The sequence below is a fragment of the Nodosilinea nodulosa PCC 7104 genome, from assembly GCF_000309385.1.
GTDB classification, from domain to species: domain Bacteria; phylum Cyanobacteriota; class Cyanobacteriia; order Phormidesmidales; family Phormidesmidaceae; genus Nodosilinea; species Nodosilinea nodulosa.
Genome location: NZ_JH976538.1, coordinates 594,933 through 609,556, shown reverse-complemented (window position 1 = coordinate 609,556; position 14,624 = coordinate 594,933). Strand labels below are relative to the sequence as shown.

The following is a 14,624-nucleotide window of genomic DNA, read 5'->3' as shown; positions in this document are numbered from 1 at the left end:
CTTTAGGATACCCCTGCCCAGTCAAACAGTCTTCGCCAGGGGCAACGGCACCCCGCGAATGGAGCAATCGAGCAGCTCGATCGGGTGAAATAGGGGAATGGTTTGCGCTTGCCCAGCCATGTGCTGCTGAATTTGCAGCGAGCAGCCGGGGTTGGGGGAAGCCACCAGCGTGGCGCCGGTATTCAGCAGATTCTTGACCTTCATCTGGCCCAGCTCGGTGGCGACCTCGGGGTGCAGCATGTTGTAAACTCCGGCGCTGCCGCAGCACAGGGCCGCATCGATGGGCTCCCGCAGGGTAACGCCGGGGATTTGGCGCAGCAGCTGCCTGGGCTGAAGGCTGATTTTTTGGCCGTGGAGCAGGTGGCAGGCGTCCTGGTAGACGATGGGTAACGCGCCCTCGGTGATGGGGTGCAGGGGCGTGGTCAGGCCCACCTGGGCGAGAAATTCCTGTACGTCGCGGACCTTGGCGACAAAGGCTTTGGCGCGATCGCGGTACTCCGGGTCATCCTGCAAAATGTGGTGGTACTCCTTCAGGGTGTGGCCGCAGCCCGCCGCGTTGATCACCACAAAATCGACATTGGCGGCCTCAAAGCAGTCGATCATGCGGCGGGCCAGCCCCTGGGCCTGGGCCGTTTGCCCCTGGTGGGCGGGCAGGGCCGAGCAGCACCCCTGCCCGTGGGGAATTACCACCTCGCAGCCGTTGGCGGCGAGCACCCGCGCCGTGGCGGCATTCACATCGGAGAAAAACACCCGCTGCACGCAGCCCAGCACCATGCCCACCCGATAGCGCCTGGGGCCAACGGCGGGGACGAGTTCGGGCAGGTCATCCTGGAAGCTCTCGGCGGTGATGGGGGGCAGCAGCGACTCCATGGCCGCCAGGCTGGGGGAGAGTTTGGCCAGCAGCCCGGTTTTTTGCACCAGCTTAGAGATGCCCAGCTTTTGGTATAGGTACAGCGGCCCCGCCACCGCCCGCAGCCGGGTGGGGTAGGGGAACAGGCTGAAGATCAGCGATCGCACCAGCCGCTCCGGCAGCGATCGCTGGTGGTTGCGCTCGACCTGGGGCCGCACCGCCGCAATCAGCTGGTCGTACTGCACCCCCGAGGGGCAGGCGGTGGTGCAGGCCAAACAGCCCAGGCACGAGTCGAAGTGCTGGGCCGAGGTGGCCGACAAGGGCGCTTCGCCAGTATTGATCGCATCCATTAAATAGATGCGGCCCCGGGGTGAGTCCATCTCGGTGCCCAGCACCCGGTAGCTGGGGCAGGTGGTGAGGCAAAACCCGCAGTGGACGCAGGCATCGATCAGCTGGGGGCTGGGGGGATGCTGGGGGTCGAAACCTCTGGTGGCACTGGCGGAGAAGGCGGCAGACGGGGCGGCAGACTCTGGCGTAGGCATGGAAACCCGGGTAACGGCACCCTTTCAGCCTAGCGCGATTCCGGAACGGGTCGCGTCGCGAATCGCCCCCGGCTTTTGCCCCCGCCCCACGAAAATCCTGCAATCCTAACCATAGGCAATCTAGGTTTGCAAAAGCGGCTCAGAGGCGATCGGCTGGGCAGCGGCTTTGACCTCGCTGGTCCAGCGGTTGGCAATGGGCATGCGCCAGCCCATGCCAAAGGCGCGATCGGTGACCTTGAGCACGGGCGGGGCCTGCCGCCGCTTGAACTCGGCCCGCGCCACCAGCCGCAGCACCTTATCGACCACGGCGGCATCGTGGCCCGCGGCAACCATCTCGGCCACCGACTCGTGGCGCTGCACCAGGCGATCGAGAATGTCGTCGAGCACCTCGTAGGGGGGCAGCGAGTCCTGATCGACCTGGCCGGGCTTGAGTTCGGCGCTGGGGGGCTTATCGAGAATGTGCTGGGGAATCAGGCCCTCGGGGAGGTTGCGGGCGCGATCGGCCAGTTCGCCCAGGGCGGCGGGGGCGATCGCGCCGTTGCCAGCGTGGCCGACCTGCTGGTTGAGCCACCGGCAGAGGGCATAGACCCGCGTTTTGGGCAAATCGGCAATCACCGCCAGGCCGCCGTTCATGTCGCCGTAGAGGGTGCAGTAGCCCACCGCCATCTCTGACTTGTTGCCGGTAGACAGCAGCAGGTGGCCAAATTTGTTTGAAATCGCCATCAGCAGGTTGCCGCGAATGCGCGACTGGATATTCTCTTCAGCGACGCCGGAACTCGTACCCGCGAACAGGGAGGCAAGCACCTGGTCGTAGTCGGCCATCAGCGGGCCAATGGCCAGGGTTTGGTGATCAATGCCCAGGGTTTGGGCCAGGGCCAGGGCATCGCTGAGGGAGTGGTCTGAGCTGTAGGGGGAGGGCATGAGCACGCCCAGCACATGGTCGGGGCCGAGGGCGGCGGCGGCGATCGCGGCCACCAGGGCCGAGTCAACGCCGCCGCTGAGGCCAATCACCGCCCGGGTAAAACCGCACTTGTGGGTGTAGTCACGCACCCCCAGCACCAGGGCCGACCACAGGGCCTCGTTTTCGTCGTCGGGTAGGGAGGCCAGGGGGCCAGGGGCCAGGTCGCGCAGGATGGGGTCGTACTCCACCACCGCCAGCCCGGCCTGAAAGGCGGGCAGGCGGGCCACCAGGTCGCCCTGGCGGTTGAAGGCCATACTGGCGCCGTCAAAGATGAGATCGTCGTTGGCCCCCACCTGGTTGACGTAGAGAATGGGGCAGCGAAACCGGGCGGCGCTGTGGGTCAGCATCGCCGCCCGCAGCTGGACTTTGTTCACCGTGTAGGGCGAGGCGGAGAGGTTGATCACCAGGTCGACCCCCTCCCGGGCCAGATCGGCGATCGGGTTGCGGGGATAGCTGCGACCGCCCCAAAACTCTTCGTCGTTCCACAGGTCTTCGCAGATGGTGACGCCCACGCGAATGCCCCAGTCGCCGCAGGGCAGGATGAAACTGCTCGGTCCGTGGCCGGGGGCAAAGTAGCGGTCTTCGTCGAACACGTCGTAGGTGGGCAGCAGCTGTTTGTGAAACACCTGCTGCACCGTCCCACCCTGGAGCAGAGCGGTGCTGTTGAAGAGCGGTTTTTCGCCGGAGTAGCGGGCTTTGGGATTGGCGGCGGCATAGCCCACCAGCACGGCCAGGTGCGGCGGCAAGTCTTGGGCGAGGCGATCTAGGGTTTGGGCCATGGCCTGAATGAAGCCGGGCCGCAGCAGCAGGTCGCGGGGCGGGTAGCCGCACAGCACAAGCTCGGTGGTGACCAGCACCTGCGCCCCCAGGCGGTCGGCCTGGTGGGCCGCGTCGAGCACCTGCTGGGCGTTGTGGGCCAGGTCGCCAATGGTGGGGTTAAGCTGGGCGATCGCAATTTTCATAGGAATTAATTGGCTAAAAAGCAGTAGTCAACCAAAACGTTTACGGTCAGGGGCGGGGGCGGCGGTTCCCGTTGCTCCGCCAGCGGGGCGCTTGTGAGGGGCCGTCAAGCTCCCGAGATGACAGATTTCTGCGGGTGGCTGCGCTGGGCGGCCAGGGTGTTGCGTTCCCAAAAGACACCATCGGAGTATCCCTGAATAGCGGGGTCAATATCTGCCAAAGCTAAACGTTTCTCGGCCAGACAGCAGTAGTCAGGCTCCTGCTCAATGCCGATGTACTGCCGCCCTAATTTTTTGGCCACCACCGAAGTCGTGCCGCTGCCCAAAAAGGGATCGAACACCACATCGTTGCGGTTGGAGCTAGCCAAAATAAGCTTGGCGATGAGTTTCTCCGGTTTTTGGGTAGGGTGGTCGGTGTTTTCGGGCATCGACCAGAAGGGCACAGTAATGTCGGTCCAGAGGTTAGAGGGATGGGTGAGACGGTACTTTTCGGCCCCGGCATCGTCCCAGTCCTTGGGCTGCCCAGCGGCGGTGCGATAGGGGGCCATCACCTGGCGCTTTAGCTTCACGGCGTCCACATTAAAGGTGTAGTGGTCAGCCACGGTGCAAAACCAGATATCTTCGCTGGCGTTCTTCCAGTTGGCCTGGGCACCCCGGCCCTTTTCGCGCTCCCAGGTGATTCTAGATCTGACAGTGAAATGTTGTTCTAGCACCGGATACATCGCCGTTGAGGTGGCCCAGTCGGCGCAAAAGTAGGCGGAGGCACTGGGCTTGAGCAGGGGCTTAAGCTGGGCTATCCAGCGCTCTAGCCAGGCGGCGTAGGCGGTGCGATCGCGCTGCCTAAACGTCCTGCCATTAAAGGCTTTGGTGAGGTTGTAGGGCGGATCGACAATCAGCAGGTCCACAAAGTTTTTGGGTAAGTAAGGCAGCGCCCCGAATACATCCTGGCAAATTGTTCGGTTGAGAATTTCGCCAGGGGTTGTCTCACAGTCCAGGCTAAGCAACCGCTGCAAAAACACAGCGCGCTCTTCAGCCGTGAGATCGATCGTTCGGTTTTGAGGTGCCCTGGCTTTCATCCCCTAATCCCCATATGCTAAGTTTCTACCGCCTCCCCATCTTCCCCATCTCCCCCATCTCCCCCATCTCCCCCATCTCCCCCATCTCCCCCATCTCCCCCATCTCCCCCATCTCCCCCATCTCCCTATCTCCCCATCTTCCCCATCCCCCTACCTCCCATCTCCCTTAAATCTCCCTCAAATAAACACCATCGGTTTGTCTTTACAGGGTTCAAAGGCGGCGGCATCGAAGCGGTACAGGCTGGCGGGACGCCCGGCCCCGCGCGAGGTTTTCTGGCCGGTATCCTGCAAAAAGCCCAGCTTGAGCAGGCGGGCGCGGAAGTTGGAATAGTCGGAAAAGCCCTCCCCCAGCACGGTGACGTAGAGCTGATAGAGATCGCCCAGGGTAAACACCTCGGGCAGCACGTCGAAGGCAATCGGGCTGTACTCCAGCTTGTTGCGCAGGCGGCGGTAGCCGTAGGTAAGAATTTCGTTGTGGTCGAAGGCCAGCTGGGGCACCTGGGCCAGGGGGTACCAGGCAATGCCGCTGACGCCGTCGGCAATTAGCTCGGCGTCTTCGAAGCGCACCAGGGCAAAGTGGCTGACCGACAGGTAGCGCACGTCAAAGGCCACAGGCGACTCGCGGGGATCGCGATCGGGGCCGCCAAAGGTGTAGAGCTGCTCCAGGTAGAGGGTGTTGACGCGAATTTTTTCGGCCAGCACCCGGTAGGCGGCATCTTCCAGCGATTCGCCCTGGCGCACCAGGGTGCCGGGCAGGCTCCAGTAGCCCGCGAAGGGGGCGTCGGGGCGCATCACCACCAGCACCAGCAGCCGGTTTTGCTGGGTATCGACGGAAAAAATCACGTTGTCGACCCCCACCTTAAAGTCGGCCAGGGGCACCGGGCTTAGGGGGTGGTCAGAGGTTCGGTGGAGTTTTGCGGACATGGGTAGAGATGGTGTTGGGCAATGTAGGCCTGCACGGCGGGGGTGAGTTCGGGGGCGAGGGCGGGGGCATCGTCACAGTGGCGGTAGCGGGAGGAGGAGACGTCGATCGCAGGCATGGCCGCCACGCTGACCCGCGTGCGCTGCCGCAGGTTGGCCAGGCTCGCCTCGGTGAGCTCGTAGCCGGGGCGCGGAATCACCAGAATGCTCGCCGCCGCGAAGATATCTTCGGCCCGGTGCCAGGTGGGCAGCTGCTCGACCAAATCGGCCCCAATTACTAAGGAAAAGTGAGCCTGGGGCCAGATCTGCCGCGCCCGCTCCAGGGTGACGACGGTGCGCATGTGGCTCAGCTCGGGGTGCACCTGCACCCGCTGGGGGGGCGTTTTTAGCTCGTCGATCATCAGCTCCAGCATGCGAAAGCGATCGCCTAGATCGCTCTGGTGAGCTTTAAAGGGGTTGTTTGCCGTCCACACGGCAACGTGGTCAAACTGGGTGGCCAGCCAGGCCAGAATGGCGCTGTGCCCCTGGTGGGGCGGGTCGGCGCTGGTGCCAAACAGGGCAATGTGGAGAGCCGCAGGGTGATCCATAGGACGAGGACGATCGCTTGAGGTCATAGGGCTGTCTTCAGCGGAGGCTAGCCGGGTGGCGGCGGGTGCGGGCGGTCAGAGCGGCCAGCGCCTCGGAGATCTCCACTCCGTAGGGGGCCGGATTTTCCAGCTGCCGCACGGCCATGGGCAGGCTGGCCACGGCGGCGGCAGTGCGGGCCGCGATCGCATCCAGTGATTCTACATCCTGCACCACCTGGCCCTGCTTCACCACCAGCTGCAGGAGCGGCTGCTCGTCGGGGGCGGCGGTGTCATCCACCAGGCCGAGGCGATCGCCCGCCGCCTGCCCGCCCTCATAGCGGCGAAAAATTTGCTTGCGCCCGGGCAGGGTGGCCTTGCTGCTCGACTCTTTCATCACCGCCACGCCGTCGATATCGACCAGTTTGTACACGCCGTTGACCGGGTCGCCCGTGACCAGTTTGGTGCCCAGGCCGTAGCCATCGATTTCTGCCCCCGCCCGCTGCAGCCGAGCGATTTCGTACTCGTCCAAATCGCCGCTGGCAAAGATTTTGGTGTCGGGCAGGCGCGATCGCACCGCCTTCGACAGCTCCACCAGATCCCCCGAATCGAGCCGCACAGCGGCCACGGGCCTGCCCTGGTCGGCCAGCCGCGCCGCTGCCGCCACCGTGTCGTAGGTGTCGATCAGCAGCGCCGCCCCCGGAAAATAGCGCTGAAAGGCTTCAAAGGCGTCGTCTTCGCTGCCCTCCAGGGCGGCAAAGACCATCACCAGGGCGTGGGCCATGGTGCCCGCCGGTTTACGCCCCAGCTCCACCGCCGCCAGCACGTTGGAGGTGCCATCTAGCCCCGCCGCCAGGGCCGCCCGCGCCGCCCACAGCGCACCCTGGGGGCTAAAGGCCCGGCGAGTGCCAAACTCCAGCAGAGTAGCCGCTGGCCCGGCCACGTCCCGCAGGCGGGCCGCGCGGGTAGCCACCAGGGTTTGGTAGTTGAGCGTGTTGAGCAGGTAGGTCTCAGCAATTTGGGCCTGCCACAGGGGCGCTTCTACTCGCAGCAGCGGCTGATTGGCAAACACCGCCGTACCCTCCGGCACCGCCCACAGGTCGCCGGTAAAGGCCCCATCCCCCAACCGCTGCCAAAACTCGTCGGGGGCGTGGTCAAACAGTCCCGTCTGCCGCAGGGCATCCAGGTGGCGCTCTGAGAACCGCAGGTTGGCCAGGTAGTCGATCGCCTGGGCCAGCCCCATGGCGATCAGGTAGCCGTAGCCGCTGGGCAGACGGCGGGTAAACAGCTCAAAGCTAGCCCGGCGATCGGCCAGGCCTTCGCCCATGTAGCAGCTCGTCATCGTGAGCTGGTAGAGATCGGTGAGCAGACCGTAGTCTTTGGGATTGGCCAAAAGCGCTGGGTAGGTCATTGAGAAACGCGACTTTTTAGTTGTTTATACCATAACTATACCCATGCAACCACGGAATGCATACCCCTCAGTAGATGAATCTCGGCTAAAACGCCTATTTATTTTAGTGAATAATACCAATATTCCGACTCGGAAAAGCTGACCAGGGTAGCGGCAGCAGCCCCTCACAGGCCTGCGGCAGCAAACGCTTCAGCATCTGTCATAGGGATGACGCCAGGCCGTTCTTTTACCCTCTATCGTCCATCATTACTGGTTTAGAGCGGCCCTGGCTCAGAACACCCGTTAGAGCCGGGACGCGAAACCATAGGCCAACCCTTTTCGCCAAAAGGGTTGATCGGAGCACCGCCCTGGAGTACCGCTACACCGATTGGGCTGTCACACGCTGCGCCCGAACAGCACTTACGAGTAAGCACAAAACACACCCTACGAAACCATTGGGAGGATAGCGATGAATCTGACCCACACTCTGGAACTGTTTGATACCCCCAAAACCGCGCGGGTAGAACGTCCAATTACCGCCCAGAGGGAGGGGCGGGTGTATTACCAGGGCACCACCTGGCCCGCGCGGGTCTACGAAGGCGTGATCGATGCGGGCATTGCCCTGGCTCCGTCTAGCTGGGTGACGGTGGTGGGCCGCTACGGGCTCACTCTGCTAATTGTGCCGACTCTGGCGGCGGCCTAGAGCCTGCCATCAGTTCTGGCTAAAACCCTGATTCCACCAGCATTGCCACGCCCGACCCAAGCAACAGGCTAGGGGCTGTAACTGTTGATGCTTGGGCCATCAGCAACCAATTGATGACAGCCTCTAGAGTCCTATTATCTGCTGGAGGGAGCTATGACCGGAAGCTGTTGCAGGAAGGCTGGGGGATGGTCTGGCTGGATCGGGCTAGCTTCGCCGGAACGGCTATGCCTGGGGCCATCGATCCCAGCATCCCGGCATTTTCTGTAATAATCCTCAGGTATTCAGCAAAAACCGATATGATTAGGGTAGTTTTGCCCAATCTTTCCGCCACTGACCTATGGATAGCGTGGCCCAAAACCTGCTGTGGTTGGTCTGGGAAACCAGCCTAGAGGCTAAATCTAGCCCAGAGACCCTGGTGGCTTTCCCTGCGGTGACAGACCCCAGGGTCTCTGACGGTGCCGCGATCGCCCTGGGGCGGCGGTCTCTGGCGATCGCGGCGGGGGCGATCGTGCTGGGCAACAGCTTTGGGGCACCGGCCCTGGCCGCCAGCGATCGCTTTGGCAACACCATCTACGTGGCCACCCCCGAGGGCTACGCCCTCAACGTGCGCTGGGGGCCAAGCACCCGCAACGGCGTCTACCGCCGGGTGGCGCGGGGCACGGCTCTCCAGGTGTCTGGGGTGCGCCGCAACGGCTGGGTGCAGCTGGTCGATGCCACCTGGGTGGCGGGCAATTTGGTCAGTACCTACCCAGTAGGCACGGCCCCGCCCCCCGTCGACAACCGCAATCTGGCGACGGTGGTGACGCCCCAGGGGTTTGCCCTCAACGTGCGCAACGGCCCCGGCATCAATTATGGGGTGGTGGCCCAGTATCTCAACGGCAGCCAGATACCGCTGACGGGGCGGTTCAACGTGGGCTGGGCGCAGCTCCTCAACGGCAACTGGGTCGACAGCAAGTACCTTCGCTACAGCGGCCCGATCGAAAATATTACCCGGCCGCCGATTACCCCGCCCGGCCCCACCCCCAATGCCGACGTGATGGAACTCCAGCGGCTGCTGCGCCAGGCCGGTTTCTTGCCCTCTAACTTCATCGTTACCGGCATCTACGACGCCACCACCCAGGCCGCCGTGCGCGAGTTTCAGCGGGTCAACGGGCTGCCGGTCACCGGCACCGTCGATGCCGCCACCTGGCAGGCGCTCTACCGGGCGACTACCCCCACCCCCCTGCCCTCGCCATCCCCCAACCCCAGCCCCGACCCCACCACCCCACCCCCCGGGGGCAGCCGCCAGATGCGCGTGGTGACCGACGGCGAATCGACCCCGGTGTTTAACGGCCCCGGCACCGAGTTTAGCCTCGTCAGAACCGTGCCCAATGGTTCCATTGTCACCGTCACCGGGCGCACCTCCGGCAACTGGTCAGAGCTGAGCGACGGCAACTGGATTTTCTCCCTCTGGCTGGAGCCAATTTAGCCAAATCACGCCCTGGCCAAGCCTGTCGCCGGGCAGGGTACAGACTGGTGTTAGTGGCCAGGACCCATAGATTAATTCAAAGAAACCCGCCCGCCCCTGGGCTGTTTGGCCTAGCCCCTTTGCAGCGGCCTGCGATCGCACCCGGCAGGGCTTGACAATTTGTAACTCTGTGACGTTATGTGGATAACAACCCTAAGTAAATCTATTGAGCCGTTTCTGCCGCAGAGTGCAGCGCCTCAGTGGAATCCTTGAGGATGCGGCGAACGACGCTGGCGAATCTGGGCATAGGGTCAGCTGTTTCACTCGCTGCGCCATAGGAGCTTTACCTTGCCTCAGGATTCCAACTCGTCCCCGGCCCTTTGGGCCACTCTACAGGCGATCGCCCTGGCGGTGCTTCAGGTGCTGGACCTGCGCCTGGCGCTGCTGATGGGCCTGGCGGCGTTTATGCTGGCGGTGGGGTTTGACTCAGCGGGCAATCCGGCCAAGGCCGCAGATCTTGTGACCCAGGCGGCTCTGGTGCCCACCAGGGTATCGGCCCCGACGGCGGTTTCTGGCGGTAGTGCGGTCGACAGCGCAATGGAGCCCCTCGCCGCGATCGACGACGCCCGGCAAGCCGCCTCCCTGCGCCTGCGCCACGGCACCCTGACCAGCGCCATCATCACCAGCAATCGGCTCACGGATGCCCACTTTTTTACCGACTTGCCCGCCGAACCGTAGCAAAAACTACCCCTGCCGGTAATCTCCAGAACTCCTGACAACTGAATCACCTGACGGCGCTGAGGGCCTAAAATATACAGTTGGCCCTCAGCGCTGTTTTATGTCAGCGGCCTCCGAGGCGATGGGCGAGGCTGCCCTAGGGCAGGTTTCGCCAAGATCATCCTCGCCCTGACGAGCAACCAGTGCGCCCCTCCGAGATGATTCCTGATTCAGCGGGGATAGTCTCTGGCCAAAGTCCCCTTAGCTGCCCCGGCTGTTTTAGTCTCTTTTTTGTTCTAGTCCCTCTAAAGTCGGCATTCTCCTATGACCTCCTCCATTCGATTTCTCATGTGCGCTCCCCACCACTACGAGGTGGACTATGTGATCAACCCCTGGATGGAGGGCAACATTCACCGCTCGTCGCTGGAGACGGCCCAGGAGCAGTGGCAAAACCTCTACCAAATCATTGCCGATCGCGCCGATGTCGACCTGGTCAAGCCCCAGCAGGGCTGGCCCGATATGGTGTTTACCGCCAACGCCGGGCTGATTTTGGGCAACCAGGTGGTGCTGAGCCGCTTTCTGCACCCCGAGCGCCAGGGCGAAGAGCCTTTCTTTAAGGAGTGGTTTGAGGCCCAGGGGCACCAGGTGTTTACCCTGCCCCCCGAACTACCCTTTGAGGGGGCCGGGGACGCCCTGCTCGATCGCGAGGGGCGCTGGCTGTGGGCGGGCTACGGCTTCCGCACCGAGCTAGATTCCCACGGCCTGGTGGCCGAGTGGCTGAACATCGAAGTGCTGTCGCTGCACCTGATGGACGAGCGCTTTTACCACCTAGACACCTGCTTTTGCCCGCTGACCAACGGCTATCTGCTCTACTACCCGCCCGCCTTTGACGCCTACTCGAATCGGCTGATTGAGCTGCGGGTACCTCCCGAAAAGCGCATTGCCATTGAAGAGGCCGACGCGATTAACTTTGCCTGCAACTCGGTCAATATTGACAGCCTTGTGATTATGAATAAGGCCAGCGACGAGCTCAAGGCGCGGCTGGCCGAGGCGGGTTTTGAGGTGGTCGAAACGCCGTTGACCGAGTTCCTCAAAGCCGGGGGGGCGGCCAAGTGCCTGACCCTGCGGGTGACCGAGCCGCTGCACCCCGAGCCCGCCAAAACTGGCCTGCTGTCGCGCACCGTCACCATGACCGGCCACCTGCTCGACTCCGGCCTGGTCAGCCGGGCGCTGGATCTGGTAATGGAGGGGGGCGGCAGCTTCCAGGTGCTCAACTTTGACCTGGGCGAGCAGCGCCAGAGCACCTCTTCGGCAGACATTCGGGTGTCGGCCCCCAGCCAGGAAATCATGGATGAGATCATGGCTCAGCTGATTGACCTGGGCGCGGTGGCGCTGCCCGCCGAGCAGCAGGATGCCCATCTGGTCACTATTACCCAGGCCGGGGTGGCCCCCGACGACTTCTACAGCTCGACGATTTACCCCACCGAGGTGCGGGTGCGGGGCGAGTGGGTGCGGGTGCAGGGCCAGCGCATGGACGGCGTGATTGTGGTCTCCGAATCTGAACCCGTGGCCACCTGCAAGCTGCTGCGCGACCTGGCCGTGGGCGACCAGGTAATTGTCGGCTACGACGGCATTCGCAGCGTGCGCAGCACCAAGGACCGCAGCCGCGCTGCCGCCGCCACCGAAGAGTTTAGCTTTATGGGCTCTGGGGTCTCCAGCGAGCGCCGGGTGGAGCTAATTGTGGAGCAGGTGGCGTGGGATCTGCGCCGCCTGCGCGACCAGGGCGGCAAGGTGGCTGTGGTGGCTGGCCCGGTGGTGATTCATACCGGCGGCGGCGACCACCTGTCGCGGCTGATTCGCGAGGGCTATGTGCAGGCGCTGCTGGGGGGCAATGCGATCGCGGTTCACGACATCGAGCAGGCCATGCTCGGCACCTCCCTGGGCGTTGACATGAAGCAGGGCACCTCGGTGCGGGGCGGCCACCGCCACCACCTGCGGGCGATCAACAGCATCCGCCGCTGCGGCAGCATCGCCAACGCCGTTGACCAGGGCGTGCTGACGCGCGGCGTGCTCTACGAGTGCGTCAAAAACGACGTGCCCTTCTCCCTGGCTGGCTCCATTCGCGATGACGGCCCCCTGCCCGACACCAAAATGGACCTGCTCGAAGCCCAGGCCGACTACGCCCGCCTGATCGAAGGCTGCGACCTGATTCTGATGCTGTCGACGATGCTGCACGCGATCGGCGTCGGCAATATGACCCCCGCCGGGGTAAAGATGGTCTGCGTAGACATCAACCCCGCCGTGGTAACCAAGCTGGCCGATCGCGGCTCGCTAGAGTCCACCGGGGTAGTCACCGATGTGGGCCTCTTCCTCAGCCTGCTGGTGAAGCAGCTCGATCGCCTCACCCAGCGCCACGTGGTCGTGCAGTAGTCAATCAAGGCCATAACACATTGTTTTTTGCAGTTGCCGTCAACGAGGTTCTAATCCACCGACCACCTCGTCTTTAAAAGGCCTTTAAAGGCCTTTAAAGGCGCTCTCCGCCGACGCGAAACCAGCGATAGCCGTAGCTTTCAAGATCAATTTTGGTATCGGGCGCCGCGATCGGTTCGTAGGCGCGATCGGCCAGCAGATCGAACCACTGCTTCTGCTCGCTGCGGCTGTCTAGCCGCAAACAAACGCTGCACGCCTCTTTTGAAAAGTTGTGAACGGCCACAAACTCTCCCCCTCGCCAGCAGCAGCGGTGGGCAAATACGCTGGGGTTATCGGTCTCAATCTGCTCCCAATCGCCCCAGCCAATCTCGGGACATTCTTTGCGCATGCGAATGGCCCGCTCCATCCAGTTCAAAAGCGAGTTTGGATCTTGCCGCTGGCCGATCACGTTCACCTCGGGATAGCCGTACTTTCCGTCTGAGATCACAGGGCGAATCAGGTCGCTGGCAGGAGCCTTTGAAAACCCACCGTTCGCGGCGGCTGACCACTGCATTGGCGTGCGGCTGGCGGCTCGTTGCTCAAGCGATAGATCGTCGCCCATGCCAATCTCTTCGCCTGAGTTTAAGACGGGGGTTCCCGGCAGAGTAAACATCAGACTGTAGGCGAGCTGAACGCGCCGCCGATCGCCATCGACTAAGGGCGGAAAACGGCGACGCAGGCCGCGATCGTAGATCCAGACCTCGTCTTTATTTTGATGGAATTTTTGGAGGATTTCGTCTTGTTCCTGGTCCGAGAGTTTGTCGAGGGACAGCTCGTCGTGGTTGCGAATAAAGTTTGCCCATTGGCCGATGGCCGGAATTTCTGGCAGAGCCTTAAGCCCTTTTGCCAGCGGCTCTGCCTCTTCTCGGGCGATCGCCAGCATCAGGTACTGGTTCACCAGGAAGCCGAAAAGCAGCTGCATCTTGTCACCGTCGCCAAAGTACTTTGGGATAATGTCCATTGACACGTTGGCCTCGGCCAGGATGATGGCATCGCCCCGTCGCCAGGAGAGAAAATCTCTCATCTGCCTGAGGTAATCGTACGGATCGTCTACGTCAGTCCGAGCCTCGATTCCCTTCAGCTCGATTAAAAATGGCACTGCGTCAACTCGAAAGCCAGAAATACCAAGCTCTAGCCAGAACCCCATCACCTTATAGAGTTCCTCCCAAACCTCAGGGTTGCCGACATTCAGGTCGGCCTGATACTTAAAAAATCGATGGAAATAGTATTCTCCTGCCTCTTCGTTGTAGGTCCAGGTGCTGTCTTGATAGCCGGGAAAAACGATGCCGTCTTCCGCATCGGCCGGTTTTTCCTTTGACCACACGTAAAAGTTTTTGTATTTAGAATTTTTGTCTTTACAGGCCGCCTGAAACCAGGGGTGATCAATCGATGTATGGTTAATAACTAGATCGACAATGACGCGGATGCCGCGATCGCTGGCCTGACGAATAAATTCAGCAAAATCTCCCAGCGATCCCAGCCTTGGATCGACGCTGTAGTAGTCGGTAATATCGTACCCGTTGTCTCGGTTCGGCGTAGGGTAAAATGGCATCAGCCAGATGCAGTTAATGCCCAGCCCGGCAATATAGTCCAGGCGGCTGATCAGTCCTTCAAAGTCACCAATGCCGTCGTTGTTACCGTCCATAAAGGTTTCAACATCGATGCAGTAGATAACGGCGTTTTTGTACCAAAGATCCAGCATCGGTGTTCTCGGTAAACAACACCGAAATCCTAATCTGGGATTGGGTTTGCCATATCTATCAAAGGTGCTAAGTGAACTCAGTCTGGGGTCTGATACTACAGCGGTCGTCATTTCTGCGGCGCTATAAACAGTTTTGAAACGTTGGTTATTCTGCCCCTCAATTTGCCCTGGCTTCTGTCGTGATACGCCTACTATTCAAAAACTGAACTATGCCGACTATGCCAGCTCGCTTGGCTCCCTAGCTCCCCTGCTCCCTCGCGATTGACAATAGTCGTCACACTTGTGCCCCAGTCTGCTACCTGGTTGACTGACAAAACCTTTGAA

At 62.0% G+C, this 14,624-nt stretch carries 11 protein-coding genes; 4 read left to right on the top strand and 7 right to left on the bottom strand.

The window, feature by feature from the left end; all coding sequences use genetic code 11:
• Positions 1–21 precede the first annotated feature (21 nt).
• From LEPTO7104_RS0131000 to LEPTO7104_RS0130970, 6 genes are all read right to left on the bottom strand, one after another.
• Positions 22–1,392 carry a (Fe-S)-binding protein gene (locus LEPTO7104_RS0131000; protein ID WP_017302456.1) on the bottom strand — a complete coding sequence of 457 codons (1,371 nt, stop codon included), beginning with the start codon at positions 1,390–1,392 and terminating at the stop codon, positions 22–24.
• 120 nt (positions 1,393–1,512) lie between these two features.
• Complete coding sequence (locus LEPTO7104_RS0130995; protein WP_017302455.1) at positions 1,513–3,315, bottom strand: NAD+ synthase; 1,803 nt, start codon at positions 3,313–3,315, stop codon at positions 1,513–1,515.
• Between the two features lie 104 nt (positions 3,316–3,419).
• Positions 3,420–4,388, bottom strand: a complete 969-nt coding sequence (locus tag LEPTO7104_RS36405; RefSeq protein WP_017302454.1) for a DNA-methyltransferase — start codon at positions 4,386–4,388, stop codon at positions 3,420–3,422.
• A 177-nt stretch (positions 4,389–4,565) separates the two neighbouring features.
• Positions 4,566–5,312, bottom strand: coding sequence for an NUDIX hydrolase (locus LEPTO7104_RS0130980; protein ID WP_026073234.1), 747 nt, complete (start codon positions 5,310–5,312; stop codon positions 4,566–4,568).
• Entirely contained in the window at positions 5,273–5,896 is a 624-nt protein-coding gene (locus LEPTO7104_RS36400) for a nicotinate-nucleotide adenylyltransferase (RefSeq protein WP_017302451.1), read from the bottom strand. The genes LEPTO7104_RS0130980 and LEPTO7104_RS36400 overlap by 40 nt, the downstream gene beginning before the upstream one ends.
• A 37-nt stretch (positions 5,897–5,933) precedes the next feature.
• A complete protein-coding gene (locus LEPTO7104_RS0130970) occupies positions 5,934–7,283 on the bottom strand; it encodes a nicotinate phosphoribosyltransferase (protein ID WP_017302450.1) in 1,350 nt (449 codons plus the stop codon).
• 448 nt (positions 7,284–7,731) lie between these two features.
• Between LEPTO7104_RS0130970 and LEPTO7104_RS36395 the strand changes: the two genes are divergently transcribed.
• From LEPTO7104_RS36395 to argZ, 4 genes are all read left to right on the top strand, one after another.
• Positions 7,732–7,965, top strand: a complete 234-nt coding sequence (locus LEPTO7104_RS36395; RefSeq protein WP_017302449.1) for an NfeD family protein — start codon at positions 7,732–7,734, stop codon at positions 7,963–7,965.
• Positions 7,966–8,302: 337 nt separating this feature from the next.
• A complete protein-coding gene (locus LEPTO7104_RS0130960) occupies positions 8,303–9,433 on the top strand; it encodes a peptidoglycan-binding protein (protein WP_026073233.1) in 1,131 nt (376 codons plus the stop codon).
• Between the two features lie 327 nt (positions 9,434–9,760).
• Positions 9,761–10,150 carry a hypothetical protein gene (locus LEPTO7104_RS0130955; RefSeq protein ID WP_017302448.1) on the top strand — a complete coding sequence of 130 codons (390 nt, stop codon included), beginning with the start codon at positions 9,761–9,763 and terminating at the stop codon, positions 10,148–10,150.
• A 303-nt stretch (positions 10,151–10,453) separates the two neighbouring features.
• Positions 10,454–12,559, top strand: coding sequence for a bifunctional arginine dihydrolase/ornithine cyclodeaminase (gene argZ, locus LEPTO7104_RS0130950; protein WP_017302447.1), 2,106 nt, complete (start codon positions 10,454–10,456; stop codon positions 12,557–12,559).
• Positions 12,560–12,653: 94 nt separating this feature from the next.
• Here argZ and LEPTO7104_RS0130945 read toward each other — a convergent pair whose 3' ends face one another.
• Positions 12,654–14,300 (bottom strand): alpha-amylase family protein, encoded by a 1,647-nt coding sequence (locus tag LEPTO7104_RS0130945; protein WP_017302446.1) that lies wholly within the window; start codon positions 14,298–14,300, stop codon positions 12,654–12,656.
• Positions 14,301–14,624: the final 324 nt, after the last annotated feature.

Bases quoted from the DNA above. Each gene is read 5' to 3' on its own strand.
- LEPTO7104_RS0130960 (WP_026073233.1), top strand. From the start codon at position 8,303: ATGGATAGCGTGGCCCAAAACCTGCTGTGGTTGGTCTGGGAAACCAGC.
- LEPTO7104_RS0131000 (WP_017302456.1), bottom strand. From the start codon at position 1,392: ATGCCTACGCCAGAGTCTGCCGCCCCGTCTGCCGCCTTCTCCGCCAGT.
- LEPTO7104_RS0130980 (WP_026073234.1), bottom strand. From the start codon at position 5,312: ATGTCCGCAAAACTCCACCGAACCTCTGACCACCCCCTAAGCCCGGTG.
- LEPTO7104_RS0130995 (WP_017302455.1), bottom strand. From the start codon at position 3,315: ATGAAAATTGCGATCGCCCAGCTTAACCCCACCATTGGCGACCTGGCC.
- LEPTO7104_RS36395 (WP_017302449.1), top strand. From the start codon at position 7,732: ATGAATCTGACCCACACTCTGGAACTGTTTGATACCCCCAAAACCGCG.
- argZ (WP_017302447.1), top strand. From the start codon at position 10,454: ATGACCTCCTCCATTCGATTTCTCATGTGCGCTCCCCACCACTACGAG.
- LEPTO7104_RS0130970 (WP_017302450.1), bottom strand. From the start codon at position 7,283: ATGACCTACCCAGCGCTTTTGGCCAATCCCAAAGACTACGGTCTGCTC.
- LEPTO7104_RS36400 (WP_017302451.1), bottom strand. From the start codon at position 5,896: ATGGATCACCCTGCGGCTCTCCACATTGCCCTGTTTGGCACCAGCGCC.
- LEPTO7104_RS0130945 (WP_017302446.1), bottom strand. From the start codon at position 14,300: ATGCTGGATCTTTGGTACAAAAACGCCGTTATCTACTGCATCGATGTT.
- LEPTO7104_RS36405 (WP_017302454.1), bottom strand. From the start codon at position 4,388: ATGAAAGCCAGGGCACCTCAAAACCGAACGATCGATCTCACGGCTGAA.